This window comes from Chryseobacterium geocarposphaerae, assembly GCF_002797535.1.
In the GTDB taxonomy this organism is placed as follows: domain Bacteria; phylum Bacteroidota; class Bacteroidia; order Flavobacteriales; family Weeksellaceae; genus Chryseobacterium; species Chryseobacterium geocarposphaerae.
In genome coordinates, this window is sequence record NZ_PGFD01000002.1 from 310191 (window position 1) to 335841 (window position 25651).

Consider the following 25651-nt stretch of genomic DNA (forward strand, 5'->3'; position numbering starts at 1 on the left):
TATTTAGACAATTGTCTTAAACTAAGGATATGATAAAAGCGGATGTATTAGTAATCGGTTCCGGAATCTCGGGACTTTCTTATGCCATAAAGGTTTCTGAACAGTTTCCTGACACCAAAATAATCATCGTAACAAAATCTGACGAAGATGAAAGCAACACCAAATATGCACAAGGAGGCCTTGCTGTAGTTACAGACTTCCAAAAAGACAACTTTCAAAAACATATTGAAGACACCATGCGTGCAGGAGATGGCGAAAACAAACGCGATGTAGTAGAAATGGTAGTTACCGAAGCCCCGAAAAGATTCAGTGAAATTGTAGAATGGGGAGCAAATTTCGATATGAAAAACGGAAAATTTGCTTTAGGAAGAGAAGGAGGACATACAGAAAACCGAATCGTACATCATAAAGACATCACTGGTTTTGAGATTGAAAGGGCCCTTCTGGAAACCGCCAATAAAAGTGAAAATATCGAAATCCTTGATCATCACTACGTAATCGATATTATCACTCAGCACCATGTTCCCGGAAAAGAGCTCAACGAGGGCGACATTCATTGTTACGGAGCTTATATCTTAGATGAGAAATCTAAAAAAATCAAAAAAATAACTTCAAAAATAACTTTGGTTGCTACCGGAGGAGCAGGTCATGTTTATAAAAATACAACCAATCCTACCATTGCAACAGGAGACGGAATCGCTTTTGTAGCAAGAGCTAAAGGAAAAGTTTCCAATATGCAGTACTATCAGTTTCATCCGACGGCCTTATACAGCAAAATAGACGGAATGCTGTTTCTAATTTCCGAAGCTGTACGTGGAGACGGAGCAAAACTGAGAACAAAAAGAGGTGAAAAATTCATGCACAAATATGATGAACGTGAAGAACTTGCATCAAGAGATATTGTTGCCAGAGCGATTGATGCTGAAATGAAAATCACCGGAGATGAATATGTAGGATTGGACTGCAAGGAAATGGACCATGAAAAATTCTTAGAACATTTCCCGAATATTTATAAAAAATGTAAAGACGAAGGAATTGATCCCTTCACTCAATTAATTCCCGTGGTTCCGGCTTGTCATTACTTAATGGGTGGAATTGAGGTGGACAGAGACGGCCAATCTTCTATCCGAAATCTTTTTGCAGTAGGAGAATGTACTAATTCCGGTCTTCATGGTGCCAACAGATTAGCTTCAAATTCTTTACTGGAAGGCTTGGTGTTCGGACACAGTGCCGCTATGAAAACCGTTGAGCTATTACACGAAAACAATTTTAACTTTGATGATCTAAAAGCTGTCCCGGAATGGAATGAAGAAGGCATGAAAATCATGGATGAGATGGTAATCATTTCATACTTAAGAAAGCAGCTTCAGGAAATGATGAGCGATCTGGTGGGTATTGTAAGAAGTAACCGTCGTCTGAATATGGCACTGCAAAAACATCAGGAAATAGCCGCTGCAGTAGATGAGATCTATCACTACTCTATTCTTTCCCCTCAACTATCTGAATTGAGAAATCTAACCACTGTTGCTCACCTTATCATTACACAATCTATGGAAATGAAGGAAAACAAAGGAGCATTTTATAATAAAGATTTAGCTTAAAAAGCATATACAATGAAAAGACCAGCATACGTTACAGATAAAGTTTTAAAACAATTCATCAAAAATGCTCTGGAAGAAGACATTCAGGATGGCGACCACTCTACCCTTTCTACCATTCCAAAAGATCTGCAGCAGAGTGCAAAACTTCTGGTAAAACAAGACTGTATTTTGGCAGGCGTGGAATTGGCTGAAATTATTTTTAAAACCTTCGATAAAAACTTAAAAGTTGAAACTTTTGTTAAAGACGGCGATGCTGTAAAAGTAGGTGAAGTCGCTTTTATTGTCACAGGAAGTGCCCGATCTATCCTTTCCACCGAAAGGCTCGTTCTGAACTGTATGCAAAGAATGAGCGGAATTGCAACACTTACTCACGACTGGGATTCCAGATTGGTCGGAACTAAAACCAAGCTTTTAGACACAAGAAAAACAACTCCAAACTTCAGAGTTTGTGAAAAATGGGCAGTTGCTATCGGCGGAGGAACCAATCACAGGTACGGACTTTACGATATGATTATGTTAAAAGATAATCACATTGATTACAATGGCAGTATTACGAATGCCGTAAAAATGGCTAAAGATTATATCAAAAAAAATAAAAAGAAGCTTAAAATAGAAGTTGAAACCAGAAATCTTGCGGAAGTTCAGGAAGCGATCAATGCAAAAGTCGACAGAATCATGCTTGACAATATGGATATTGCAACTATGAAGCAGGCAGTACAGCTTATTAATGGCTCTTGCGAATCTGAAGCTTCGGGCGGAATCACCCGTGACCAACTTAAAGAAATTGCTTCTACAGGGGTAACCTATATTTCAGCCGGTGCCCTTACTCACTCTGCAGACAATATGGATTTGAGCCTCAAAGCCGTGAAATAGCATTGAATTTTTAACAAAAATCAAGTCAGTTTGTTACCAATTAAACAATATGATTTTTTTCATACTATGCATAGCATAAAATATAAACAACTGAAAATCAATCAAATAATAATTATTAAGATTGAATAAAAATTAATAGTTAGTTAATAATAGTTAAAAAAAAAATACCGATTTTTGCATAAAATTTAAATCTAACTATTACTAACGATTATGAAATTAATCAACAAATCGATGCTAACTGCGATAATTACATTATCTACAGCGAGTATTTATTACGCTCAACAAACTCAAGACACTGTCAAAACAAGGTCTAAAGACATTGAAGAGGTAATCCTAAGAGGTGTTACGGATATCGCTAAAGATAGAAAAACACCAGTTGCAGTATCTACCATTAAAGCTGCACAAATTCTTGAAAGACAAGGGAACCAAGAGCTTGTTGAATTATTAAACACAACGCCGTCTGTATATGCTACAAAAGGCGGAGGTGGGTTTGGAGACTCTCAAATTTCGATACGTGGGTTTGAGAGTAAAAACATTGCTGTAATGGTAAATGGTATGCCTGTTAATGACATGGAAGGTGGTACTGTATACATGTCTAACTGGACAGGTTTATCAGATGTTACAAGCACAATGCAGGTACAAAGAGGTTTAGGATCTTCAAAATTAGCTATTGCTTCCGTTGGGGGTACATTAAACTTCCTAACTCGTTCTGCAGATATGAAACAAGGAGGTGTTGTAAGATTAGGTATTGGAAATAATGATTACTTAAAAACATCATTTGCTTACAATACTGGTAAATCTCAAAACGGGTGGTCTTCTTCATTCTTACTAGCAAGACAAGCCGGAGGTACCTATATTGAAAATACAGATTACGAATCATATACTTATTTCTTTGCATTAGGTTACCAGCCAAGCGAAAAGCACAATCTTCAATTCATGATCACGTCTTCTCCACAATGGCATGATCAAAGATCTTATGCACCAACTATTGCAAACTTCATCAAATTCAACCCTGATCATGACGGGACACCATACAGACAATACAATTCTGACTTTGGATACCGTACTGACGAAAACGGAAGAAGAGTAGCGATTGCTAATGCAATGAATTATTACGCTAAACCAGTAATGATGTTGAACTGGGACTGGACGATCAGCAATAAATCTAAATTAAGTACAGTAGCCTATATGTCTAACGGACGTGGTGGTGGAGCAAGAAACCTTGGTGCTGTTGGAGGAAAGGGAATGTCTTCTTTCTACGACAACGAAGGACATTATAATTATGATGCAATTTTTGCAGCAAACGCAGCTGTAAACCCTACATCAAATATCGCGGGGAACACATTGGTCCGTACTTCTAGTGTGAATTCACATAACTGGTATGGTATTTTAATGAACTTCCAGCACAAAATCAATGATAACTGGAACTTCTCGGTTGGTACCGACGACAGATATTATTATGGATACCACTACCAAGTACTTTCTGATTTATATGGAGCAAAAGGATATACAGATGCTGCTAACAAAAACCTTCCTACCGGAAACATTCTTCGTAATGTGTACGATTACAAAAAGCTGACATGGAATCCTTTTGGAGGATCAAATGCTCCAATGGAAGACAGAGCTTCTTTCAGTAATGACGGTGAAGTACTATGGTACAGTGGTTTCGGGCAAGTAGAATATTCTAATGATAAATTATCTGCTTTCTTGCAAGGTTCAGTTTCTAATCAGGGGTATCAGAGAATTGATGATTTTATAAAGCCAGGGTCTACACAACAAGGACAAACCATTGACAGAAAGACTGGTTTTAAAAATCTTTTTGGTTACAACATTAAAGGAGGAGCAAACTATAATATAGATGATAACAGTAACGTTTTTGCAAATATCGGTTATTATAGTAAACAACCTTTAATGAACGCTGTATATCCAAGTAATCAACAAGTAGTAAACCCTAATTTAACAAATGAGAAAATTTTCTCAGCTGAACTAGGATACGGATTTAAAACAGCTAACTTCAATGCTAAAGTTAACTTATATAGAACTGAATGGAAAGACAGATTCTATAGAAGAGGAGGAATAGCTAATATTGATGGAAACGGAAACAATGGTTACTCAGAAATCAGTGGCATTACACAGCTTCACCAAGGAGTAGAAGTTGAAGCAACATATGTACTAAACAAATATGTTGAATTCAATGGGATGTTCTCTTGGGGAGATTACCAGTACAAAGGAAATGCAACGGGAGCTAACTTCCTAGATGACAATACACCAGTTGCGATTAATGGAAATAATACTTCAATATTATACTTAGACAAAGTAAAAGTAGGAGGTAGTAGTAACAACAGTATCCCACAAACAACAGCATCATTGGGTACTACGATTACTCCAGTTAAAGATTTAAAAGTATATGGTACTTGGCAATATACTGGAAAAATATATTCAACACTTAATGTTGCTGATTTCCTTAAGCCAGGGAATACTGCTCTACAATTACCAGACTTCAATCTATTTAATGTAGGTGCTTCTTACAAAATCAGATTAAGAAACCAAAATCAGTATTTTACTATTGGCGCGAATGTTTATAACTTGTTTGATACAACTTATATCCAGGATGGTGCAACAAACATTAAATCAACTGATGCACCAGCTAAATTGGCAGACGGTTCAAACAATACCGCTAAGAAAACATATGAAGAGTTGGGTTATATGTATAAAGGTATTGCTGATGCAAACAGAGTATACTTCGGATTCGGAAGAACATGGTCTACTACGTTATCATTCAACTTCTAATACTATCTTAGATTTTAAAATACTAAATCCCAGCTTATCGCTGGGATTTTTGTTATATTTGTATTCGAAAAAAACAGAAAAAACAAAATATGGATTTTTACAAGATTTTGCTTAATGCCCACAAAGGATTTGGGTACTTAGAATTGCTTTTGGTAACATTATTTGTGATTGCTCTTTTAGCGACTATGTTCGGATTCAGTGGAAAAGTGAACAAGTTTTTAAAGAAAACAACTCTTTTCACTATGATTTTCTTCCACATCCAATTTTTATTGGGAATCATTATGCTGATTACCAATTTTACTAAAGGGCTTAATATGGGAGAAGTTATGAAAAATGCGGCTTTAAGATTCCAGTATGTAGAACATCCATTTTCAATGTTAATCGCTGCTGTTTTAATGACAATCGTCAATAAAAAAGTAAAATCTAATGATACGATTTCTCTGGGAGTTGTTATTATGGGATTGATCGCGGTCGGCTTATTTGCATTCGCGTTCCCTTGGACAAGAGTCTTTGGGGCATAAATATATTAACTTAAATAATTTTTAATCATTAAAATGAAAGTAGCTGTAGTAGGTTCAACAGGAATGGTTGGACAAGTTATGCTGAAAGTTCTTGAGGAAAGGAACTTCCCTATCACCGAATTAATTCCGGTAGCATCGGAAAGATCTATTGGTAAAAAGGTGAAGTATAAACAGGGAGAATTTACGATTGTAAGCATGAAAGACGCTATAGCTGCCAAACCGGATATTGCAATCTTCTCTGCAGGTGGTGGTACTTCTCTGGAATTCGCGCCTCTTTTCGCTGAAGCAGGAACAACCGTTATTGATAATTCTTCGGCATGGAGAATGGATCCTGATAAAAAATTAGTCGTTCCCGAGATCAATGCAGATGTATTGACGAGAGAAGATAAAATTATAGCAAATCCGAACTGTTCAACTATTCAGTTAGTAATGGTTTTAGGACCTTTGAACAAAAAATATGATTTAAAAAGAGTAATCGTTTCTACTTACCAATCTGTTACAGGAACGGGTAAAGCAGCTGTTGACCAACTAAACGGGGAAATCAGCGGAGACGATTCTATTGCAAAAGTATATCCTTATCAGATTTTCAAAAATGCATTGCCACATTGCGATGTTTTTGCAGATGATGATTACACTAAAGAAGAAATTAAATTAATGAAAGAACCTAAGAAAATTTTAGGGGATGATACATTTAATTTAACAGCGACTGCAGTAAGAGTTCCTGTACAGGGAGGACACTCAGAAAGCGTAAACATCGAATTTGAAAATGAATTCGACCTTGATGAAGTAAGAAAAATCCTATCTGAAACCCCCGGAGTTGTGGTAGTGGATAACGTAAAGAATAACGAATATCCGATGCCTCTTTACTCGGAAGGAAAAGACGAAGTTTTCGTCGGAAGGATAAGACGGGATCTTTCACAGCCAAAGACCCTGAATCTATGGATTGTGGCAGACAACCTGCGAAAAGGAGCCGCTACCAACGCAGTACAAATCGCAGAATATCTTGTAGCAAACAACTTAGTATAAACTAACAAAATAAAAAAGAGTCTCAGAATTGAGATTCTTTTTTTTATCAAACCTATGAACGTTCAGAAAACTACAAATACAGATAAAATAGGCTTTCAGAAGCTCATTGCAGCTTTTGGCATTATTCTTTTCATTGGAAAAATTATTGCCTGGAAACTGACTAAATCAGATGCTGTTTTTTCAGACGCTATGGAAAGCATTGTCAATATCATCAGTGCTTTTATGGGGCTCTATTCTTTATATCTTGCCGCCAAACCCAAAGACGAAGACCATCCTTACGGCCACGGAAAGGTAGAATTTGTCACCTCCGGAATTGAAGGAGCTCTTATTGCCATTGCCGGAGTAATCATTATCTATGAAGGAATCAACAGTTTAATTGTCGGAAAAGTTTTAAATAAATTAGACTGGGGAATATTCATCATTGCTGCAACCGCACTGATCAATTATCTATTAGGATATATTTCTATTAAAAAAGGAAAAAGGGAAAATTCACTGGTGCTTATATCATCCGGGAAGCATTTACAATCCGACACTATTACAACATTGGGAGTTGTGCTGAGTTTAATCGTAGTTTACTTCACAAAAATCTACTGGATAGATTCTGTTGTTGCCCTTATTTTTGGAGCTTATATCATTGTTGTCGGCTACAAAATTGTCCGTAAATCTTTAAGCGGAATTATGGACGAACAGGACCCTGATTTACTCAACCAGATCATTACCGTACTTGAAGAAAACAGAAGAACAGAATGGATCGACGTTCATAACATGAAAATCCAACAATTTGGTTCATCCCTTCATATGGATGCCCATATAACCCTTCCCTGGTACTATAGCCTTCGTAAAGCACACAGTGAAATGGAAAAAGTGATCATTCTTTTAGCCCAAAACACTAAGCGAAGCGTAGAATTTAATTTTCATATGGACGATTGTAAACCCATCTCCTGCCCTATTTGCCAGATCGAAGATTGTCCGGTCCGTGAAAAAGATTTTATAAAAAGAGTGGAATGGACCCCGGAGAATGTAACCAGTATTGAAAAACATACAGCCAGGTAATCAGTTTTTCAGTACCATTTGTTTTCTATAATAAAATAACGGAACTATCAACAGCAGAACCAAAGGCTGAATCACAAACCTTCTTATATAAAAGGAAAAGAGATATCCTATTTCGAACTGTGTGTAAATGCAATATAAATAAATAGGAAAAGTGATTGCAAAAACAATAGCAATTAGCACAGCTCCCTGAATTGTCCATTCTGTATTTTTAAATAAACACTGAATAATTAAACTGGAAAACAAAAGATTTAAAACAAATCGGAAAATATGCCCCAAGATTAATTTCCCCCAATCAAAAGAGGGAAAATCTATATTTTTAACAGCTTCGTGAAAATAAGTAAGAAAAGGGTCATAGAATAATTTGTCTTCAAGCATTCTCACGCTTATAAGACCAAAAATTCCGATTACAACCAAAAACCAGCTAAGAATTTTCATTTTTTAAGGCAAAACATTTAATCCAGACCAACCAAAGCACAACGACAGTACCATATATAACTGCAGGAAATACATAATCGTGAAACATTTTACTATAACCGGGATGATCCGAAACGACAATATTTAATCCCGTAATCCTCAAAACGTTCATTACATACAAGATAATTAACCCTGCAAATACAAAAACGAACGTTTTAATCCCTTTATAGAATGCGAAAATAAAAGAAACAAAGAGAATCATTACCGAAATAGCATTGCAGCCTTCAACCATTCTCGTGACATAATTTTCTTTTACGTAAAACCATACCTGCTCCTGTTTTACATCATCATATAACATCGTAGGATAGCCCAATACATTCTGAACAAGCCTCACCTGTTCTGCAACCATTCGCGAAAAAGGATCAAGACCGGCCTCTTTAAAGCTATTTAGGTAAAACTGATAGACGAATAACAACACCAGATAAATGATGATGAAACGTAATAAAATGCTTAATACTGGCCTGAAATCCTTTAGCATATTGCAAAGATAAAAATTAGACTGTAATTTAGTATATTTGTTTCATATTATGATTTCTGAAAAAGCAAAACGATTTTTTGAAAATTATCTTGGTGAAAAATCTTCTGAATTCGTCTCCTTGGCTCAAAGCGGTTCTTCAAGGGTAAATTTCTGGGCTCAATCCGACAACCAAAAATACATCATCACTTACAACGAAAATATTCAGGAGAATGAAAGTTTTTTTTATTATTCTGAAATTTTCTCAGCTTTACATCTGAATACTCCCGCTATTTTAAGTATTTCTGAAGATAGGAAAATATACGTTCAGGAATTTTTAGGACAAAATACTCTTTCTGAAATTATAGCTGAAGAAGGTTTATCTGAACATGTAAAATCTTTGGTACAACAGACTTTAGAGAAGCTTTATCAATTACAAATTTTGACTCAAGATAAAATAGATTACAGCAAAACTTTTGAATATGAACAATATGATGAGCTCCCTGTAATTCATGATTTATATTATTTTAAAAATTTTGTTGCTGATGTTCTTGAGTTGGAATACCATAAATCTAATCTTTTAAAAGAATTCAAGAAAATTGCCTCACTCATCGAAAGTCTGGAGCCTAAAGGAATTATGATAAGAGATTTTCAGGCAAGAAATATTATGGTGAATGAAAACAATGAAGTTTCATTTATCGATTATCAGTCGGCAATGAAAGGTCCATTGATATATGATGTTATTTCTTTTCTGTTTCAGGCAAAAGCAAACTTTCCTGAAGATTTTAAAAATGACATGCTCGATTTTTACATTCAACAATTTGAAAGTAAAGATGTTCAAATTCAACTAAAAAAGTCGGTGAAGCCGATTCAGATGATGCGGTTTTTGCAGGTTTTAGGAGCTTATGGTTTCCGTGGCCTGATTCAGAAGAAACAACATTTTATCGCAAGTATTGAAAGAGGTATTGAGAATATCACAGAATTTGCTGAAAGTTGGGATAATATGCAAGAATATCCGGAACTTAAAAACTTAATTTTACAACTAAGCACGGAGAAGACTGAAGCTAAAATTGAAGAGATTTTAAAATAAGTTTGAATTAGAAAAGCAATATCAACCATTAAGGCATTAAGATTATTAAGTTTTAAAAATGAATATGCATACAAAAAAATACGTAACACAATTATCCTACGAGATTATTGGTTTTGCAATTAAAGTGCATAAAAATCTTGGCCCAGGTTTATTGGAAGGTATATATGAAGAATGCTTAAAATTTGAATTAGAGAGGAGTGGTTATAATGTCAGGCAGCAAGTTTATGCGCCAATAGTTTATGATAGCTTATTGCTAGAAACCAACCTTCGTGTTGATTTGTTAGTCAATGATCTAGTTATTGTAGAGCTAAAAACGGTAAATGAATTGTTACCTGTTCACCAATCACAACTATTAACTTACATGAAAATTTTAGAAAAACCACAAGGATTACTAATTAATTTTTTCACAGAAAACATAACAAAATCTATGAAACCTTTGGTAAATGAATATTTTAATCTTTTACCAGAATAACACATCTTAATTATCTTAATGCCTTAATGGTAAAATTTGATTAAACTTTAATTATTAAAATATAAATGCTACACATCGACATCCACAGTTTTTCATACAAAAAAGGAGGAATTCCAAAAGATGATTCAGGAAACGGAGGCGGTTTTACCTTCGATTGCCGCGGAATTCTGAATCCCGGAAGAATTGAAGAATATAAAAGCCAAACCGGAAATGATATTGGCGTTCAGGAATACCTAGAAACAAAAACTGAAATGCCCCAATTTTTAGAATTAGTCAAATCGCTGATCTCCATTACTATCGACAATTATATTGAACGTGGTTTTGAGAACCTGCAGATTAATTTCGGATGCACCGGGGGACAACACAGATCTGTATATTCCGCAATAAAAATTGTTCATTTCATCGAAGAAAAATATGGTGAAAAAGTTGAGGTCAGTCTTCACCATGACGAACAACATCAACTTAATTATAAGTAATGAGTAATGTGCAATAAGTAATATTTTTTAACCTCATTATTTATATAGCTTACCAACAATTACTCATTACTAATCACTCATTACCCATAAAATATGAAAGCTCTCATTTTCGCAGCAGGAAAAGGAACAAGATTAAAGCCCTTCACCGATCATCATCCGAAAGCACTGGTAAAGGTGAACGGAATTCCGCTTTTGGAAAGAAATATTAATTATCTTAAAGGCTTTGGAATACAGGATTTTGTCATCAATATTCATCATTTCGGAAATCAGATTGTTGATTTTCTTAGAATGAATGATAATTTCGGCTGCCATATTGAAATATCTGATGAATCTGAAGAACTGTTAGAAACCGGGGGCGGGTTGGTTTTTGCAAGAAAATTCCTGGATCATGGAGAAGATTTTCTGATCATGAATGCGGATATTTTAACCAACATCAATATCGATGCACTGGTGACTTACCATAAAAAGATAAAAGATTTTGCTACTTTAGCAGTTTCAGATCGGGAAAGCTCCAGAAAATTGCTTTTTAATGATGAAATGGTATTAAGAGGATGGCTTAATGTGCAAACCGGAGAACAAAGGCTCGCTGAATTTAATAAAGGGTTTAAGGCATTAGCTTTTAGTGGCGTTCATTGTATAAACCCAAGCATTTTTGATAAAATAAAAAGAACCGGCAAATTTTCTGTAATGGAAGAGTATTTGGATCTTATGCATACGGAGCATATACATGGCTTTTTGCATGACAGCCTTTTGATTGATGTGGGAAGACCCGAATCCGTAACAGAAGCCGAAAAACATTTTAAATAATTGCCATGGAAATGAATGAAAGAGATGAAAGTCTGGTAAATCTGGAATTTGATATTAATGAAACTAAATTACACAACAGTTTAAAACAAAAAAAATGGGATGAAACCATTACGAAAGACAGCTGGATGGTCTTTAAAGTAATGGCTGAATTTGTAGACGGCTACGAAAAACTGGCTAAAATAGGACCTTGTGTATCTATCTTTGGTTCGGCAAGATTAAAGCCGGAGAGCAAGTATTATCAGATGGCAGTAGATATTGCTGAAAAGATTACCAAAATAGGTTTCGGAATCATTACCGGAGGCGGACCTGGGATTATGGAAGCAGGAAATAAAGGCTCTTTTAATGCTAAAGGCATATCTATTGGCCTCAATATTGATCTCCCTTTCGAACAGCATTTCAATCCTTATATCAACAAATCGTACTCCATGAATTTCGATTACTTCTTTGTAAGAAAAGTAATGTTTGTAAAATATTCTCAGGGATTCGTAGTGATGCCGGGTGGATTCGGGACCTTGGATGAGCTTACGGAAGCCTTAACCCTGATTCAGACTAAAAAAATAGGAAGATTCCCGATTGTATTAGTGGGAACGGAATTTTGGAGCGGATTATTAGATTGGTTCAAGGCAACACTTTTAAAAGAAGGAATGATTTCTGAAGGCGACCTGGATCTCTACAGGGTTGTAGATACGGCGGACGAAGCGGTCGCACATATCAAAGCTTTCTACGATAAGTATTCTGTAAACGTAAATTTCTAATTGGCATATTATTTGTGACTTATACCAAAAAAGGATGATTGTAAATCTATTATTTAAGATGAAAAAATTTTTATATATATCGGGGATTTTAACATTTTTTGTGTTAATGAGTTTTATGTATGTAGAGTTTTTCTCTTCAATGACAAAAGTGGATTATATTGAAGGAAGCAAGACATTGAAGTTTACTACAAAAATGAATACGAATCATATTTCAGATGCTATTAAAATAAACCCTAATACCGCTGGATTTGAAGCTGAAGTAAAAAAGTATGTAAATAATAATTTTGATGTGTACGTCAATGGCTCTCCTAAAACAATAACTTTTACAGGAAGTCAGGTAAGTGGAGAAACTGTATGGGTTTATTTTGAAGCTGGAGGAATTTCGGATATCGGCAATTTAAAAATAAAAAATACGATACTTTTAAGTGCTTTTCCAAAGCAAATAAACCTAGTTACCATTGCTTATAAAGGAAAACAGAAGAACATGAATTTCCAGAGAGGAAAAGAAGTGAATGAAGTTTCCTTTTAAAAAGATAATTTAAACAAAAACCACTGCAGTTGCAGTGGTTTTTGTTTTTCCTTCTATGTGGCTTACATCCATTCTATCTGTAAGAATTAATTGTCTCCCTTACTTCAAATTCAATATCGCTTTTATCGTACTGAAACGGTATTTTTTGCAGACACCATCCTTCCCAATATACTTGATCTTTATCTGAAAGATGATATTTTTCAAGAGAGTCTGTAACATCAAATCTGTCTAATATTAAAAATCCATTTTTAACATTGGTTGAATCATAAGCGACCAAATACTTGTGTCCGGAAATAAAATTACCACGCTGATGTCCTTCTCTACGGTCATCGTTCCATACAAATACATAATCATAGCCTGTACATAATCATAGCCTGATTTATTCAACTGTGAGGATATTTTTCCGACTGTATATTTAGTATGCCTTAATATTCTAATTTTTAGGCCTCCGATAATACAAATATTTGAATGCAATAATAAACAATCCAAGAATTATAAAATAGGTAGATATAGTTCCTAAATAATTTCTCATATTTTTACTTTAATATTAATCAAATATAGTAGTGTCAATTAAATAAAAAAACGGCAACCCAATTGAGTTTGCCGTTTTTATTAATGTTGTTTATTATTAATTACAAACCTTTAACTTTGAAATCATCCACTTCCCATGTAGCTGCTGCTGACGTAGTAGAGGTATATTTAAATGCTATTCTTATATTTTTACCTAAGAAAGCACTTAAGTTTATGTTTCCTGAACTTGCCCAATCTCCAAAAGCCGCCGTATTGGTATCCAGTGTAGCCGGAAGCAATGTCCATGTTGTTGTAGAAGGTGTTCCTGTATAATTATCCGTCGCATATACCTGTAAAGCATTTCCTGCATATCTTACGTCTGTGGTAAATGAAACAAATGCTTTTGTTTTTCCGACCAAGCTTACTTCTTTAGAAATCAGCCAATCTTCATTAGCATTATTTCCTGAAGCAAAACCGTTCATCATAGCATAATTATTTCCGGAATTCCCTTGATTAGAAACCGTCCATACCTGTGCTCCTGTTACATTTACGGCCGTCCAGTTTACCAAACCAGAAGAGAAATCATCTCCATAAATTGTTGATAAAGGAACATATGTACTTCCGTCACATCTCGGGTTGTTTAAATTTGCATTGATCTGATATGGAATCCAAAGTTGGTAAGTCCCATTAAATGCACTTAAAATAGCATAAACATCACCTTTTCCTCCCGATACATCTTTTCCTGCAAATGTTGCAAAATTACTTGTTCTTAAAACAATTGTTTTTCCAGTACAATCAGTTAATGTTCTGTTTGTTGCACTAGTACCAGAAGCATAAGGCTTATATAAATCTGCATCGATAAACTGTACTTCTTTTAACTTAATCCATCTTCCTACATCAGCATTTGTAAGCTGAGATATTGTTCTTTCAGAAGGTAATACATCTCTTATCGGAGCATTTCCATCGAAAACACTCTTGTAAATATCTCCTTCCTCAATACCTCCAAAATTAGCACCTCCATTATATAATCCACCTAGCTGTATTTCTCCGCTTACGTTGCTTACATAAAGATTCTTTAATTTGATATAGATATCTTTTCCTACTCTGAAACGGTTGTCCTGGTAAAGATTTGTCTTATTAATATTAAATCTAAGACCTCCTGTAGCATCTTCAATATAAAGATATTTGTACAGGTTTCCTGTTTCATCATTAGCAGTTACCTGAGCTTTTACATAGAAGTCTCCCGTAATCTGATTCCAGTTACCTGATGTATAAAGTTTTTTCACATCGGCAATCGTTTTTTGAGTCAGCCCCGTATCGCTAAACTTACAAGGATCTGCTGCGATTCCATCCAGACGAGGGAACTTATTCATCTCAAGATCAGAAACTCTGTTGATGTATAATTGATAAGTCGAATTATATTTGCTGTAAATCCCTACAAACTTACCATTCCCTGAAGGCATTATTTGGTTCGCAAAAGAAGCATAACCACTGTTTCTTACAATTCTAGCCGTTGTAGTACTGTTATCTCTAATCACTCTATCTACTGTTGTAGCGTCCGGTGCATAGTTCATACATAAAATTTTGCTGTCAAACTCGGCATTGTTTACCTGGATCAGACATCCGATGTATTTATCGTTTGCAGTAACCATTTGCGCAAGTGTCATTACTTTAGGAACAATAGTTGCTTTTACGCTACAGTCTCTATAAATGTGAGCTGGAACATATTTTTCCGGAATTCTTGTCCCTGCATCCGTAATCATTCCCAACTGCACAACGTTTCCATATGTAGAAAGGGCAAGACCTTTCAGTTCGATATATACTTTAGCACCTTGAGGAAATTTAGTATATGTACTTACCATATCCACACTTACCGTTAACCCTTCTGTAGGATTGGTAGGATCATCCTGAATATAAATGGTTTTATAGATATTTCCTGTTTCGTCAGTTGAAGATACATATCCTTCAACATAGGCGTTGTCAGTAATGGCCTGGCTTTGTGGTTTTAATTTTAAATCGTGTAACGTCCATTTTGTGAATCCATTTGCTGAATTTTCATAATAGCTTGCGTTTCTACACTGATAATCATCTAGGTTAGGAGCGTCATATTTGTCATCGTGCACACAACCTGTAATGAATAAGGCGGCAGTTATAACAACGAAAATATATTTTAAAATTGAATTATATTTTTTCATAATATTTTTTTAGAATCTTAAATAAACGTTAGTAAAGAAAGTGATTCCTTTGTCATACCAAAGTTTTGGACTAAAATAAGGTCTTGCTCTTTGAGAATCTGCAAGTGCATCATCAAAGTTTACATTTCTACCTTGTTCAAAACCACCGGTTACATAATTTCTGTTGTTTAGAATATTATTTACAGAAATACTAATTCCCATTCTATATTTTCCGAAAACGAAAGATTTTCCGGCATTCGCATTTAACATAAACTGATCGTCAAACTTCTGTTGAGCCGTCAGTTGCTTTACAAGTTCTGGAGTAGCCGCTTCAATAGGATTCCCTCCTGCATCTGTGTAGAAATAAGGCGTTTTATTCAATGCAGAAATATCAACATACTGATCCATCAGATAATTGGCGGAAGCTCCAACCCACCAATATTTTGGAGAGTTATATTTTAATCCGAAAGAGAATGCTTTTTGAGGAGTCCCGGCAACTTTATAATTTTTAACCTGTGCTTTTCCTCTCCAAAAATCTTCACCTCTAAAACGATTAATATCATCAAACGTAGAAACATCAGCATCGCTTGTGTATTTGTACTCTCCAACACTTGCAGCTCCAATTGCATTTAAGGTAGGAAGTATTTTTACATCAAAACCAAGCTCTGCTCCTATGTACCTTTTGTTTACGTTACTCATCGCTTCGTTTACCAAAGTACTCAAAGCAGTTCCAGAACCACTTTGTACATCGGCATAGTATCTAGAGATTTCTGTAGCATTGCTGATTGTTGTATAGAATCCTGAAAGTCTTAATTTTAAGATCTGACCTCTCATGATATAACTCAAATCATTTGAATTAATGACTTGGTTTCTAACTCCTGGAGTTAAGAAATCTACAGTTCTCGGGTTAATATAGATTTCATTAAATGTTGGTGCTAAACTGAAAAACGCTCCATCGTAAACAATAAAGTTTTTTCCATTGATTTTATAAGTGATTTTTGCTTTAATCCCTGCATCCAAAGCATCATAAACCGCACTTTTTCCTTTAGAGTTATTCTGGAATCTGTAACTTCTGTAGTTTCCTTCTCTGTAAGATTCTGAATAAGAAGAAAAAATAGATGCCACTACATTCCATTTGTTGAAATCAACCTCTGATGAAACATTCAATGAGTAATGGTTTTTGGTAAGCAGATAAGAATACTGAGTTCTGTCTCCTTCTTTTGCCTGTATATTCGGATCATCAATATTGTAGCTTACATCTCCGTCAAAAGCATTTTGATTGTAAGCAAAGTTTGCACCTAGCAAATCTTTTACTCTTCTGAAGTTATCAGACCTTAGATTCTGATAATTGAAGTTGATATTTAATTTCCAGTTATCTTTTAATCTTGTATCAAAGTGAGAAGCAAAGTTGAATGTTTGGTCTTTGTTAACGTCTTCTACGACTGAATAAACCGCTCCTCTATCTGATCCATCCGGATTTTTAAGATTAAGACGGTTGGCGCTATACAAATCATTCCAATTGATCTGAGACTGAGCTCTAAACTCATCCTCTGTTAAAAGACCATATCCAGGAAGTTTTCTATAATAAGTCGGATTCGGATCCGCAGCATGGAACCAGTCTAGTCTGCTTCTTGCATCGCTTCCGAACTGATAAGAAACAGTATTGATCCAGTTAGAGTTTTTACCGATTTTTAAATAATCAGTCAGCATAAAGACCGGTTCAAATACGTGTCTGATTCTTGAGTTTCTCTTCTCTCCATCTTGCCATCCCCAGTATGAATTATAGTTTTTTCCCATAATATCATATACTTCTTGGGTATTCGGAGAGTTAGAAGCTCTGTAAGTTGGAGAGCCAAAACCAGTTAAGTTGATGGAATGTCTATCACTGAACTGTTTCTCAATTGATCCAAAGTATGCATAAGCATCTTGGTATACACCGTCTATAATAGCTCTGTCTCCCCATCTTCTGCTTCCAGAGAAAGTAAATGCCCAACCTTTTTTAGATAAACCTGAAGAATAAGTTGCCAAAGCTCTGTTCAAATAACTTCTATTAGTAAATGAATAGGCTAATGAGGTTTGTTTTCTGTAGCTGGAAGCTCTTGTATTATAGTAAACAACACCTCCCAGGTTACCAAAAGTATATTCTGAAGGGGTAATATTATCTACGTTCTCGTATGGATATCTTGTTACATCATTTAAACCACCCCAATTACTGAAATCAATTCTTCCGTCGTCATTTTTAGACATAGGAATTCCATTGAAAAACACATCCTCAAATCTGTTGTCTACACCTCTTGGTCTAAACCAGTATGCTCCTAATTCAAAAGCAGATACATTCTGAAATGCATCTCTCCCCGAACTTAAAAGACCTACTGTAGGTTGCATTGCAGAACCTCCGTCTTCAGTATCACTTGCAGAATCATCAACAACAACCACACCAGCATCTGATGAACCTACATTGTTACTAAGTGTTATAACACCTAGATTCTTTCTTTTCTCATCGGCAGTTACATCAAACTCTATAATTTTAGATTCAAAATTTGGTTTCGTAACCGTAATAAGATAATGACCCGGCTTTAGATCTACAAATTGGAAATATCCAATTTTATCCGCAGTTACATCATTTACGGACTGTGCAAGATCCACTTCTGCTCTCTCCAAAGGTTTACCTTCCTGATCCTTAACGTACGCAAAAACAGTAGTTTGTGCAAAGTAATAAGACGCAGGCAATAAAGTAAACAAAGAGATTAGGGATAGTTTTTTTATCATATATAAACTTTTTTAACTCCTTCTTTAATTAAGGGGCAACAAATTTAGAACTATTTTCATTAACTCAAACATTTTTAATAATTTATTCTATTAATTTTTCTTAACCTATGATTATTATCCTAAAAATATCACCTTTTTACAATTAATTACAAAAAAATATTTATTAATTTTTTTTAATCTTTTTTCTTATATAAAATTAGTACTTTTACCCCCTCATTTTTTTAAAAATACTAAGAATATGAAAAAATATTTAATCCTTATTGCCATTTTTTGTTTCGGATTTACGTTTTCTCAGCAGAAACAAGTAAAAAGAGCCGCTATTGGATTTTTGAATGTTGAAAACCTTTGGGACACCATCCCTTCTGCTGATTATATCAACGGAACTCTAGCTGTTTCTAATCCTGCATTTCACAGAAGTGTTCCATTAGATTCGTTAAAGTTTTTAGAAACTACTGAAGATTATAAGGGAGAATGGAGTGATGATCTTCTAATTGGTAAAAAAGTAATCCGTAAGCAAATCTTAGCAGACGATTTTACAGCCAACAGTCCTAAAAGATGGGGAACAAAGTTTTATAATCAGAAGTTAGCAAATGAAGCGAAAGTCATCTCGGAATTAGGAAGACAGTATACCAATGACAACCCTGCAATCTGTGGACTTATTGAAGTAGAAAACAGACAAGTAGTTGAAGATTTGATAAAACAACCTGCTTTAGCCAGAAGCAATTATGGTATTGTGCACTTTAATTCTTATGATGCCAGAGGGATTGATGTGGCTATTATTTATCAGAAAGGAAGATTTTCTGTACAGAATTCGTATAAAAAAGAAATCAAAATTTTTGATGAAGATGGAAAAAGAGAATACACCCGTGATATTGTAGTGGCTATAGGATTATTGGATGGTGAAAAAGTCGGGATCTTTATGAATCACTGGCCATCCAGAAGAGGAGGAGAGGCTATTTCCCAAGCTAAAAGAAATGCCGCTGCAACTACTTTAAAAAATGAAATGGATAAAGTAACAGCCGAAAATCCGGGCATCAAATTATTCTCAATGGGAGATTACAATGACGATCCGGTAAGTCCAAGTTTGAAAAAATATTTAAATGCAGTAGGAGATCCAAGTGAGCTTTCAGATAAATATCCTTACTATAATTTAATGTACAAATTATATAAAGCCGGAGTCGCTTCTCTAGCTTACAGAGATGCTCCTAACTTATTTGATCAGATTATTATTTCTAAGAATTTGTATTCAACAGAAAAAATAACCCCTACTTATTCTATTTATAAAGCAGAAATTTATGCTCCGTCTTATTTAGTTAATAAGGAAGGACAGTGGAAAGGCTATCCTTTACGTTCTTGGGACGGAGACAGATTTACCGGAGGATACAGCGACCACTTCCCAGCGGTCTCAATAGTTCAGAAAGAATATATAAAAAAATAAATTCAAGATAAGCACTCATTTTGAGTGCTTTTTTTATGTAAATTTATATATATGAAAAATATAATTTTACTTATAATTATTTCACTTTTACCCTTCAGTTGTATAGCGCAAACTGAAACTAGAAATAATAAAGAAAAATCCGAGATGAAACCTTCAAAAAATGAAGATGGAGAATGGGATCTAACTGTATTAGACACTCAATTTGACTATTTTTTAAATGCGGTTGCGAAACCGATAAGCCAATATTCAGAATCTTATTTGAAAACAAAAAATACTTTTTTAGTTAACGAATGGAATTCCTATTACTATTCAGGAAAATACAGAAATATTATCGAATCGTCTATTGATTATGATCCGAAAGAAAATTACGGAATTAAATTTGAATACAAACTCTACCAGGTTTTTGCTTATGTCAGCTGGAAATATAAACTTCGGATGAACGGACTTTCCGGAGCCGATGTTATTAGATAGCAAAAAAGGTTCAGAATAATTCTGAACCTTTTTTGCTATAATAATAAGCAATTATTTGTTGAATAACTCCTCAACCTTATCCCAGTTTACTACAGAGAAAAATGCTGCTACATAGTCAGGTCTCCTGTTTTGGTAGTTTAAGTAGTAAGCATGTTCCCAAACGTCAAGTCCTAAAACTGGAGTTCCTTTTACGTCTGCAACAGGCATTAAAGGATTATCTTGGTTCGGAGTTGAAGAAACAGAAACTGAGCCGTCAGAATTTTTTATCAACCAAGCCCATCCTGAACCGAATCTTGTTTTAGCAGCATCAGAAAAGTCAGTTTTGAATTTTTCAAAACCTCCGTAAGCTTCTATAGCAGCTTTTACATTGCCTACAGGCTCATTACTTCCACCCGGAGTCAGAATTTCCCAGAATAAAGAGTGGTTGAAGTGACCTCCACCATTATTTCTTACCGCTGGTTTATCAGTACCTGTTTGGCAGACCTCTTCTATTGTTTTTCCTTCCAGATCAGTACCTTTGATTGCATTATTTAAATTGTCGATATATGCTTGGTGGTGCTTTGTATGGTGGATTTCCATAGTTCTTGCATCGATAGTCGGTTCTAATGCATCATAAGCATATCCTAGTTTTGGTAATTCAAATGACATAATTTTATTTTTTAATGTTATTAACCCAAATTTAGCCATAATTTAACCTATATTCAAAAAATGAAGATTACTTTAATAAATCTTTAACATTGATATATTGATTTAGAACGAATTAATTTTAAATAAATATTTACTGTCACAAAAACATCTTTAAATTTGTGATCATGAACACCAGAACAACTTGTATTCTCACCATACTTTTAATAAGCAGTTGCAAAATTTTGCAAGCACAATCCAAACCTGCAGATAGCATAATCCTGCCTCCTCTGCATTACACCAACACCTTTTATCAATTGAAAGAGGATGTGGAAAATTTTCAGTCAATCTCAATAGATATAGAAGTGAAAAATTATATCCCTAAAAATTATTATTTCTACATTGCGCCCTTGAATCTTGAATTCAACGAAATCCCTATCTATTCAGGTCTACAAACCAAAGGAGACGGGATTGATTTTAAAACTAATCAACAGGAAAACTCCATTCCATTTAACGGTATCTTTTCCAGATGGAATGAAAGAAATAAAAACGCTTTAAAAACTACTGGATATTATATAAGTTCTGACACAGAAGGAGATTTCATCAGTGTAAGGAACCCCATTGGATGGAATAAAGGAAATTATAGAATAACGATCAAAAAAGATGGCTACGTACCGGGTACATCTATTCAAAATGTTGATATTGATAAAACCTATTTCAGCTGGGGAAAGTACGAGCATACCTGGCTAACAATGACTGTTGAAGATTTGAAATCTCATACCATAACAACCATAGGGTCTCTCGCATTTCCGGGAAAGAAAATAAGGATGAATAAAAATATACTATCATTTTTAGAGCAGTACAGATATACCATTGATTTCGCTGAAAAACCAAGATTCAAAGAAGATTCAGACTATCTTTATTATAAAGATATTCCTTATATTAAAATAATTCAAAAAAATATACTGATCAACGGAAACCCTGTTACTTTTGAAAAGGTAAAAACACTTCATAATAATACTGTGCATTCTGAACAGGAAACTATAAAGAAAACATTTCCTATACTTTCAACAGATCAGTTTACTGCAAAAAACAATGAACTAATTCTCGAAACAGGAATTTTAAATCCGAATAAAAAATAAAAAAGCACAAACCTTCTAAGGTTTGTGCTTTTTCTTAACAATATTAAATTAATTTACTTATTCATAGACATTAGGAATTCCTCATTGTTCAGAGTTCCTTTGATATTTTTATCCACAAATTCCATAGCCTCTATAGGATTCATTTCAGAAAGATATTTTCTTAAAATCCACATTCTCTGAGAAGTTACTTCATCCAAAAGAAGGTCATCTCTACGGGTACTGGATGCTACTAAATCTATGGCAGGATAAATTCTTCTGTTTGCAATTTTTCTGTCTAGCTGAAGTTCCATGTTACCCGTTCCTTTGAATTCTTCAAAGATTACTTCATCCATTTTAGAACCTGTATCAATAAGTGCTGTTGCGATAATTGTTAAAGATCCGCCTCCTTCAATCTTTCTTGCAGCCCCAAAGAATCTTTTCGGCTTATGAAGAGCGTTGGCATCAACCCCTCCTGATAATACTTTACCTGAAGCAGGTGTAACCGTATTATAAGCTCTTGCCAATCTTGTAATTGAATCTAATAAAATAACTACATCATGACCGCATTCTACCATTCTTTGTGCCTTAGCAAGAACTAAATTGGCAACTTTTACGTGTTTATCTGCCGCTTCATCAAATGTAGAGGCAATTACTTCTGCATTTACACTTCTTTCCATATCGGTAACTTCTTCCGGACGTTCGTCAATCAGAAGAACCATCATATATACCTCAGGATGATTAGCCGCAATAGAATTGGCAATATCTTTCAGCAACATTGTTTTACCCGTTTTTGGCTGGGCAACAATCATTGCTCTTTGTCCTTTCCCAATTGGAGCAAACAAATCAACAATTCTTGTAGAAATTGTGGATCCGCTTCCTGCCAGATTAAATTTTTCTTCAGGGAAAAGAGGTGTTAAATATTCAAAAGCAACACGGTCTTTAATAAAAGCAAGATCACGTCCGTTAACTTCAGTAGGCCTTAATAAAGAAAAATATTTTTCGCCTTCTTTTGGTAACCTTACAATACCTTTTACAGTATCTCCTGTCTTTAATCCGAAATTTCTGATCTGTGCAGTAGAAACATACACATCATCCGGAGAAGAGATATAACTAAAGTCTGAGGAACGTAAAAAACCATAATTATCCGGTAAGATTTCTAAAACTCCTTCAATACTTACCATTCCATCAAAGTTGAACTCCTTCTTCGGTTCCTGGTGTTGATGTTCATCATTTCTTTCAGAATGCTGCTGATGTTGCTTATTCTGATTTTGATGTTGATTATGGTGTTGTTGATTTTTATGCTGGTTTCCGTTGTTTTGCGGATGATTTTGACCTTTTTGAGGTCTAGCCTGATGTTGAGGAGAAGCCGGCTTTTCGTCTGCGGAAGCAGTTTCTGGAGATTCTGTATTGTTTGAAACTTCTGTTTTTTCCTGGGGATTTTCAGAGTTGCCTGCATTAGCGGAAGGAACGCGTTTCCTTTTCTTCTTAGCATTCGCTGCAGGAGCAGATTCATTAGGAGTATCTTCAGTATTAATTTCTATTTTTGGTTCCTCTTTTACTGGTTCCTCTACAGCAATTTCTTTTTCTTCTGCCTTTTCTTCAATCTGCGGCTTTGCTTCTGCTTTAGGTTTTGGAGCGGCTTTTTTAGGAGCTGCTTTTTTTGCTGGAGCCTTTACTGCTTTCTCTACAGGAGGTTCCTCAGTAGTCATGCTACTTTCTGTGGCGTTGAAATAATCTTTAGCAACTTTAGGGTTGGAAGCCTGAAAGTCAAGAATCGCAAAGATTTTATCATTCTCATTGCTGTTTCTTGCAACTTTAACGCCTAAATCTTTTAAGATTTTAGTCAAGTCCGTTACGGATTTTGACCTTAACGTTTCAATGTTAAACATATTTAATGTAAAAATGTAATTAATTGTGAGTAAGAAAAGTAAGTCCGGTGACTGTTGTTTTCAAGTACATTCGTATAATGCAAATCTACACTTATTTTTGAATTGTGCAAAATTTATATTATTTTTGCCTAGAATTTAATATTCAATGCTACAAAGAATACAGACTATATGGACTTTTTTAGCAGTTTTGGCTGCTGTGTTTCTGTTCGTTACAGGGCAAGATGTTATCATTTCTGACAGTTTCCCTGTACTTAATATTGCCTGTATTGTACTTGTTTTGGTCGGATTGCTGAGTGTATTCAGCTTTAAAAATAGAAAAAGACAGATTTTGCTGAATACGATCAGCATCATTATAAACGCTTTGTTGATTGGTATATTGATTTACTGGTTACTAAAATTATCCGGAGGAGTTCATTTTCCTGAGAAGGGTATTGAGCCAATTTTTCCATTGATCGCGATGATCTGTTTGTTTATTGCAAATATTTACATCAAGAAAGATGACAGGCTCGTAAAATCTGTAGACAGGCTTCGATAACCTTACAACGATTTTTTGAGTGAGAACAGCTTCTTTTTAGGAGCTGTTTTTTTATAGATATTCCCACAGATTACTCAAATTTCACAGATTATTGTGCCTATTTTTCTTTTAAAAATTTATAATATCATGAGATAAGTATTTGTGAAATCTGTGCAATTTGTGAGAAAGGAAAATTCAGATGCAACATTTTTATTAAACTTGCGACAGATTATTTAGTAAATCTAAAACAATGAAAAAACTAACCTATCTTACATTCTCACTTTTCTCTATATTTTCTTTCGCACAAGAAGTTTCCAGGGAAAGAATCAACACCGTTCTGGCTACATTGGCTTCAGATGAAATGAAAGGTCGTGAAATCGGAACCCAGGAAAATGAAAACGCAGCCAATTACATAGCCAAACTCTTCAAAGAAAACAATCTGGAATATTGCACCGGAAATTCTTACCTGGTTCCATTTAATTATAAAGGAAAAACAGTCTATAATGTTTGCGGAGTAAAAAAGGGGAAGACAGATAAATACCTTGGTTTTTCAGGGCATTTTGATCATATAGGAACCAGCAATAAAAGCGGGGATAATATCTACAACGGAGCCGATGACGATGCAAGCGGAATTACTACATTGGTAGGAATTTCCGATTATTTTAAAAATGAAAAGCCTGAGTTTTCCATGGTGTTTATGGCTTTTAATGGGGAAGAAAAAGGAATGCTTGGCTCCAGAGCAATTTCCGAAGATAAAGCATTAGACAAAATTTATAACAATATGACCGCTCTTTTCAATTTTGAAATGGTGGCTACAGAATCCCAGTTCGGGAAAAATGCATTATTCATGACAGGTGACGAGTTCTCCGATCTTGATGAGCTATTCAATAAAAATGCAGTGAATGGCTTAAAGATTCATCCTGATCCATATGCTTCGGAACAATTATTTTACAGATCAGACAACGTAAATTTTGTGAAAAAGAAAATTATTGCTCATTCTTTTTCAACGGTTGATATGACGAAAGCTTCTCATTATCATAATGAAAGTGACGATCTCCATGTGGTTGACTTTGAGAATCTGACTCAAATTATCAATAATCTTGGTAAAACTTTAAAGAAGATAAATCCCCAAAATTTTAATCCGAAATATAACGACAAAGTAAATTTCAATTAGAAACGTCTTATCGTTTAAATTATGTAATTTTGCTATCCAATTTTTT

General features: G+C 34.8%; 23 protein-coding genes. 17 read left to right on the forward strand and 6 right to left on the reverse strand.

Going from position 1 to position 25651, the window contains the following annotated elements:
• Positions 1 to 29 precede the first annotated feature (29 nt).
• From nadB to CLV73_RS13010, 6 genes are all read left to right on the forward strand, one after another.
• Positions 30 to 1601, forward strand: a complete 1572-nt coding sequence (gene nadB / locus CLV73_RS12985; protein ID WP_100377311.1) for an L-aspartate oxidase — start codon at positions 30 to 32, stop codon at positions 1599 to 1601.
• A gap of 12 nt (positions 1602 to 1613) precedes the next feature.
• Positions 1614 to 2474, forward strand: coding sequence for a carboxylating nicotinate-nucleotide diphosphorylase (nadC, locus tag CLV73_RS12990; RefSeq protein ID WP_100377312.1), 861 nt, complete (start codon positions 1614 to 1616; stop codon positions 2472 to 2474).
• A gap of 210 nt (positions 2475 to 2684) precedes the next feature.
• Complete coding sequence (locus CLV73_RS12995; protein WP_100377313.1) at positions 2685 to 5264, forward strand: TonB-dependent receptor; 2580 nt, start codon at positions 2685 to 2687, stop codon at positions 5262 to 5264.
• Positions 5265 to 5353: 89 nt separating this feature from the next.
• Positions 5354 to 5785: a hypothetical protein gene (locus CLV73_RS13000; RefSeq protein WP_100377314.1), complete on the forward strand. Its 432-nt coding sequence runs from the start codon at positions 5354 to 5356 to the stop codon at positions 5783 to 5785.
• 33 nt (positions 5786 to 5818) lie between these two features.
• The gene (locus CLV73_RS13005) at positions 5819 to 6811 is read left to right on the forward strand and encodes an aspartate-semialdehyde dehydrogenase (RefSeq protein WP_100377315.1); all 993 of its coding nucleotides are present in this window, start codon (positions 5819 to 5821) and stop codon (positions 6809 to 6811) included.
• Positions 6812 to 6865: 54 nt separating this feature from the next.
• The gene (locus tag CLV73_RS13010; RefSeq protein WP_100377316.1) at positions 6866 to 7864 is read left to right on the forward strand and encodes a cation diffusion facilitator family transporter; all 999 of its coding nucleotides are present in this window, start codon (positions 6866 to 6868) and stop codon (positions 7862 to 7864) included.
• On the opposite strand, the gene CLV73_RS13015 is transcribed toward CLV73_RS13010, so the two are convergent.
• Complete coding sequence (locus CLV73_RS13015; RefSeq protein ID WP_100377317.1) at positions 7865 to 8299, reverse strand: exosortase F system-associated membrane protein; 435 nt, start codon at positions 8297 to 8299, stop codon at positions 7865 to 7867. It lies immediately after the preceding gene.
• Entirely contained in the window at positions 8286 to 8816 is a 531-nt protein-coding gene (xrtF, locus tag CLV73_RS13020; RefSeq protein ID WP_100377318.1) for an exosortase family protein XrtF, read from the reverse strand. The genes CLV73_RS13015 and xrtF overlap by 14 nt, the downstream gene beginning before the upstream one ends.
• Before the next feature lie 49 nt (positions 8817 to 8865).
• On the opposite strand from xrtF, the gene CLV73_RS13025 reads away from it, so the two are divergent.
• The 6 genes from CLV73_RS13025 (at position 8866) to CLV73_RS13050 (ending at position 12921) form a co-directional block, all read left to right on the forward strand.
• Positions 8866 to 9882, forward strand: a complete 1017-nt coding sequence (locus CLV73_RS13025) for an aminoglycoside phosphotransferase family protein (protein WP_100377319.1) — start codon at positions 8866 to 8868, stop codon at positions 9880 to 9882.
• A 64-nt stretch (positions 9883 to 9946) separates the two neighbouring features.
• Positions 9947 to 10354 carry a GxxExxY protein gene (locus CLV73_RS13030; protein ID WP_100377861.1) on the forward strand — a complete coding sequence of 136 codons (408 nt, stop codon included), beginning with the start codon at positions 9947 to 9949 and terminating at the stop codon, positions 10352 to 10354.
• Between the two features lie 65 nt (positions 10355 to 10419).
• Positions 10420 to 10830, forward strand: coding sequence for a RapZ C-terminal domain-containing protein (locus CLV73_RS13035; RefSeq protein WP_100377320.1), 411 nt, complete (start codon positions 10420 to 10422; stop codon positions 10828 to 10830).
• A gap of 93 nt (positions 10831 to 10923) precedes the next feature.
• A complete protein-coding gene (locus tag CLV73_RS13040) occupies positions 10924 to 11637 on the forward strand; it encodes a nucleotidyltransferase family protein (RefSeq protein ID WP_100377321.1) in 714 nt (237 codons plus the stop codon).
• A gap of 5 nt (positions 11638 to 11642) precedes the next feature.
• Positions 11643 to 12392 carry an LOG family protein gene (locus CLV73_RS13045; protein ID WP_100377322.1) on the forward strand — a complete coding sequence of 250 codons (750 nt, stop codon included), beginning with the start codon at positions 11643 to 11645 and terminating at the stop codon, positions 12390 to 12392.
• Positions 12393 to 12450: 58 nt separating this feature from the next.
• Complete coding sequence (locus CLV73_RS13050) at positions 12451 to 12921, forward strand: DUF6702 family protein (RefSeq protein WP_228424369.1); 471 nt, start codon at positions 12451 to 12453, stop codon at positions 12919 to 12921.
• Positions 12922 to 13553: 632 nt separating this feature from the next.
• On the opposite strand, the gene CLV73_RS13060 is transcribed toward CLV73_RS13050, so the two are convergent.
• Together CLV73_RS13060 and CLV73_RS13065 are read right to left on the reverse strand one after the other, a co-directional pair.
• On the reverse strand, positions 13554 to 15626 hold the full coding sequence (locus tag CLV73_RS13060; protein WP_100377325.1) for a DUF5689 domain-containing protein: 2073 nt from the start codon (positions 15624 to 15626) through the stop codon (positions 13554 to 13556).
• 9 nt (positions 15627 to 15635) lie between these two features.
• Complete coding sequence (locus tag CLV73_RS13065) at positions 15636 to 18374, reverse strand: TonB-dependent receptor (RefSeq protein WP_100377326.1); 2739 nt, start codon at positions 18372 to 18374, stop codon at positions 15636 to 15638.
• A gap of 238 nt (positions 18375 to 18612) precedes the next feature.
• Here CLV73_RS13065 and CLV73_RS13070 point away from each other — a divergent pair, with 238 nt between their 5' ends.
• Positions 18613 to 19812, forward strand: a complete 1200-nt coding sequence (locus CLV73_RS13070) for an endonuclease/exonuclease/phosphatase family protein (RefSeq protein WP_100377327.1) — start codon at positions 18613 to 18615, stop codon at positions 19810 to 19812.
• A 51-nt stretch (positions 19813 to 19863) separates the two neighbouring features.
• On the forward strand, positions 19864 to 20283 hold the full coding sequence (locus tag CLV73_RS13075) for a DUF6146 family protein (protein ID WP_100377328.1): 420 nt from the start codon (positions 19864 to 19866) through the stop codon (positions 20281 to 20283).
• A gap of 51 nt (positions 20284 to 20334) precedes the next feature.
• On the opposite strand, the gene CLV73_RS13080 is transcribed toward CLV73_RS13075, so the two are convergent.
• The gene (locus tag CLV73_RS13080; protein WP_100377862.1) at positions 20335 to 20931 is read right to left on the reverse strand and encodes a superoxide dismutase; all 597 of its coding nucleotides are present in this window, start codon (positions 20929 to 20931) and stop codon (positions 20335 to 20337) included.
• Between the two features lie 164 nt (positions 20932 to 21095).
• Between CLV73_RS13080 and CLV73_RS13085 the strand changes: the two genes are divergently transcribed.
• Positions 21096 to 22049 (forward strand): hypothetical protein, encoded by a 954-nt coding sequence (locus CLV73_RS13085; RefSeq protein ID WP_100377329.1) that lies wholly within the window; start codon positions 21096 to 21098, stop codon positions 22047 to 22049.
• A gap of 53 nt (positions 22050 to 22102) precedes the next feature.
• Here the strand turns inward: CLV73_RS13085 and rho are convergent, their stop codons facing one another.
• Positions 22103 to 23917, reverse strand: coding sequence for a transcription termination factor Rho (gene rho, locus CLV73_RS13090; RefSeq protein ID WP_100377330.1), 1815 nt, complete (start codon positions 23915 to 23917; stop codon positions 22103 to 22105).
• Positions 23918 to 24062: 145 nt separating this feature from the next.
• Here rho and CLV73_RS13095 point away from each other — a divergent pair, with 145 nt between their 5' ends.
• Together CLV73_RS13095 and CLV73_RS13100 are read left to right on the forward strand one after the other, a co-directional pair.
• Complete coding sequence (locus CLV73_RS13095; RefSeq protein WP_100377331.1) at positions 24063 to 24452, forward strand: DUF4293 family protein; 390 nt, start codon at positions 24063 to 24065, stop codon at positions 24450 to 24452.
• 229 nt (positions 24453 to 24681) lie between these two features.
• On the forward strand, positions 24682 to 25605 hold the full coding sequence (locus tag CLV73_RS13100; protein WP_100377332.1) for a M28 family peptidase: 924 nt from the start codon (positions 24682 to 24684) through the stop codon (positions 25603 to 25605).
• Positions 25606 to 25651 lie beyond the last annotated feature (46 nt).

Coding starts and splice junctions, on each gene's coding strand:
- nadB (WP_100377311.1), top strand. CDS start 30: ATGATAAAAGCGGATGTATTAGTAATCGGTTCCGGAATCTCGGGACTT.
- nadC (WP_100377312.1), top strand. CDS start 1,614: ATGAAAAGACCAGCATACGTTACAGATAAAGTTTTAAAACAATTCATC.
- CLV73_RS12995 (WP_100377313.1), top strand. CDS start 2,685: ATGAAATTAATCAACAAATCGATGCTAACTGCGATAATTACATTATCT.
- CLV73_RS13000 (WP_100377314.1), top strand. CDS start 5,354: ATGGATTTTTACAAGATTTTGCTTAATGCCCACAAAGGATTTGGGTAC.
- CLV73_RS13005 (WP_100377315.1), top strand. CDS start 5,819: ATGAAAGTAGCTGTAGTAGGTTCAACAGGAATGGTTGGACAAGTTATG.
- CLV73_RS13010 (WP_100377316.1), top strand. CDS start 6,866: ATGAACGTTCAGAAAACTACAAATACAGATAAAATAGGCTTTCAGAAG.
- CLV73_RS13015 (WP_100377317.1), bottom strand. CDS start 8,299: ATGAAAATTCTTAGCTGGTTTTTGGTTGTAATCGGAATTTTTGGTCTT.
- xrtF (WP_100377318.1), bottom strand. CDS start 8,816: ATGCTAAAGGATTTCAGGCCAGTATTAAGCATTTTATTACGTTTCATC.
- CLV73_RS13025 (WP_100377319.1), top strand. CDS start 8,866: ATGATTTCTGAAAAAGCAAAACGATTTTTTGAAAATTATCTTGGTGAA.
- CLV73_RS13030 (WP_100377861.1), top strand. CDS start 9,947: ATGCATACAAAAAAATACGTAACACAATTATCCTACGAGATTATTGGT.
- CLV73_RS13035 (WP_100377320.1), top strand. CDS start 10,420: ATGCTACACATCGACATCCACAGTTTTTCATACAAAAAAGGAGGAATT.
- CLV73_RS13040 (WP_100377321.1), top strand. CDS start 10,924: ATGAAAGCTCTCATTTTCGCAGCAGGAAAAGGAACAAGATTAAAGCCC.
- CLV73_RS13045 (WP_100377322.1), top strand. CDS start 11,643: ATGGAAATGAATGAAAGAGATGAAAGTCTGGTAAATCTGGAATTTGAT.
- CLV73_RS13050 (WP_228424369.1), top strand. CDS start 12,451: ATGAAAAAATTTTTATATATATCGGGGATTTTAACATTTTTTGTGTTA.
- CLV73_RS13060 (WP_100377325.1), bottom strand. CDS start 15,626: ATGAAAAAATATAATTCAATTTTAAAATATATTTTCGTTGTTATAACT.
- CLV73_RS13065 (WP_100377326.1), bottom strand. CDS start 18,374: ATGATAAAAAAACTATCCCTAATCTCTTTGTTTACTTTATTGCCTGCG.
- CLV73_RS13070 (WP_100377327.1), top strand. CDS start 18,613: ATGAAAAAATATTTAATCCTTATTGCCATTTTTTGTTTCGGATTTACG.
- CLV73_RS13075 (WP_100377328.1), top strand. CDS start 19,864: ATGAAAAATATAATTTTACTTATAATTATTTCACTTTTACCCTTCAGT.
- CLV73_RS13080 (WP_100377862.1), bottom strand. CDS start 20,931: ATGTCATTTGAATTACCAAAACTAGGATATGCTTATGATGCATTAGAA.
- CLV73_RS13085 (WP_100377329.1), top strand. CDS start 21,096: ATGAACACCAGAACAACTTGTATTCTCACCATACTTTTAATAAGCAGT.
- rho (WP_100377330.1), bottom strand. CDS start 23,917: ATGTTTAACATTGAAACGTTAAGGTCAAAATCCGTAACGGACTTGACT.
- CLV73_RS13095 (WP_100377331.1), top strand. CDS start 24,063: ATGCTACAAAGAATACAGACTATATGGACTTTTTTAGCAGTTTTGGCT.
- CLV73_RS13100 (WP_100377332.1), top strand. CDS start 24,682: ATGAAAAAACTAACCTATCTTACATTCTCACTTTTCTCTATATTTTCT.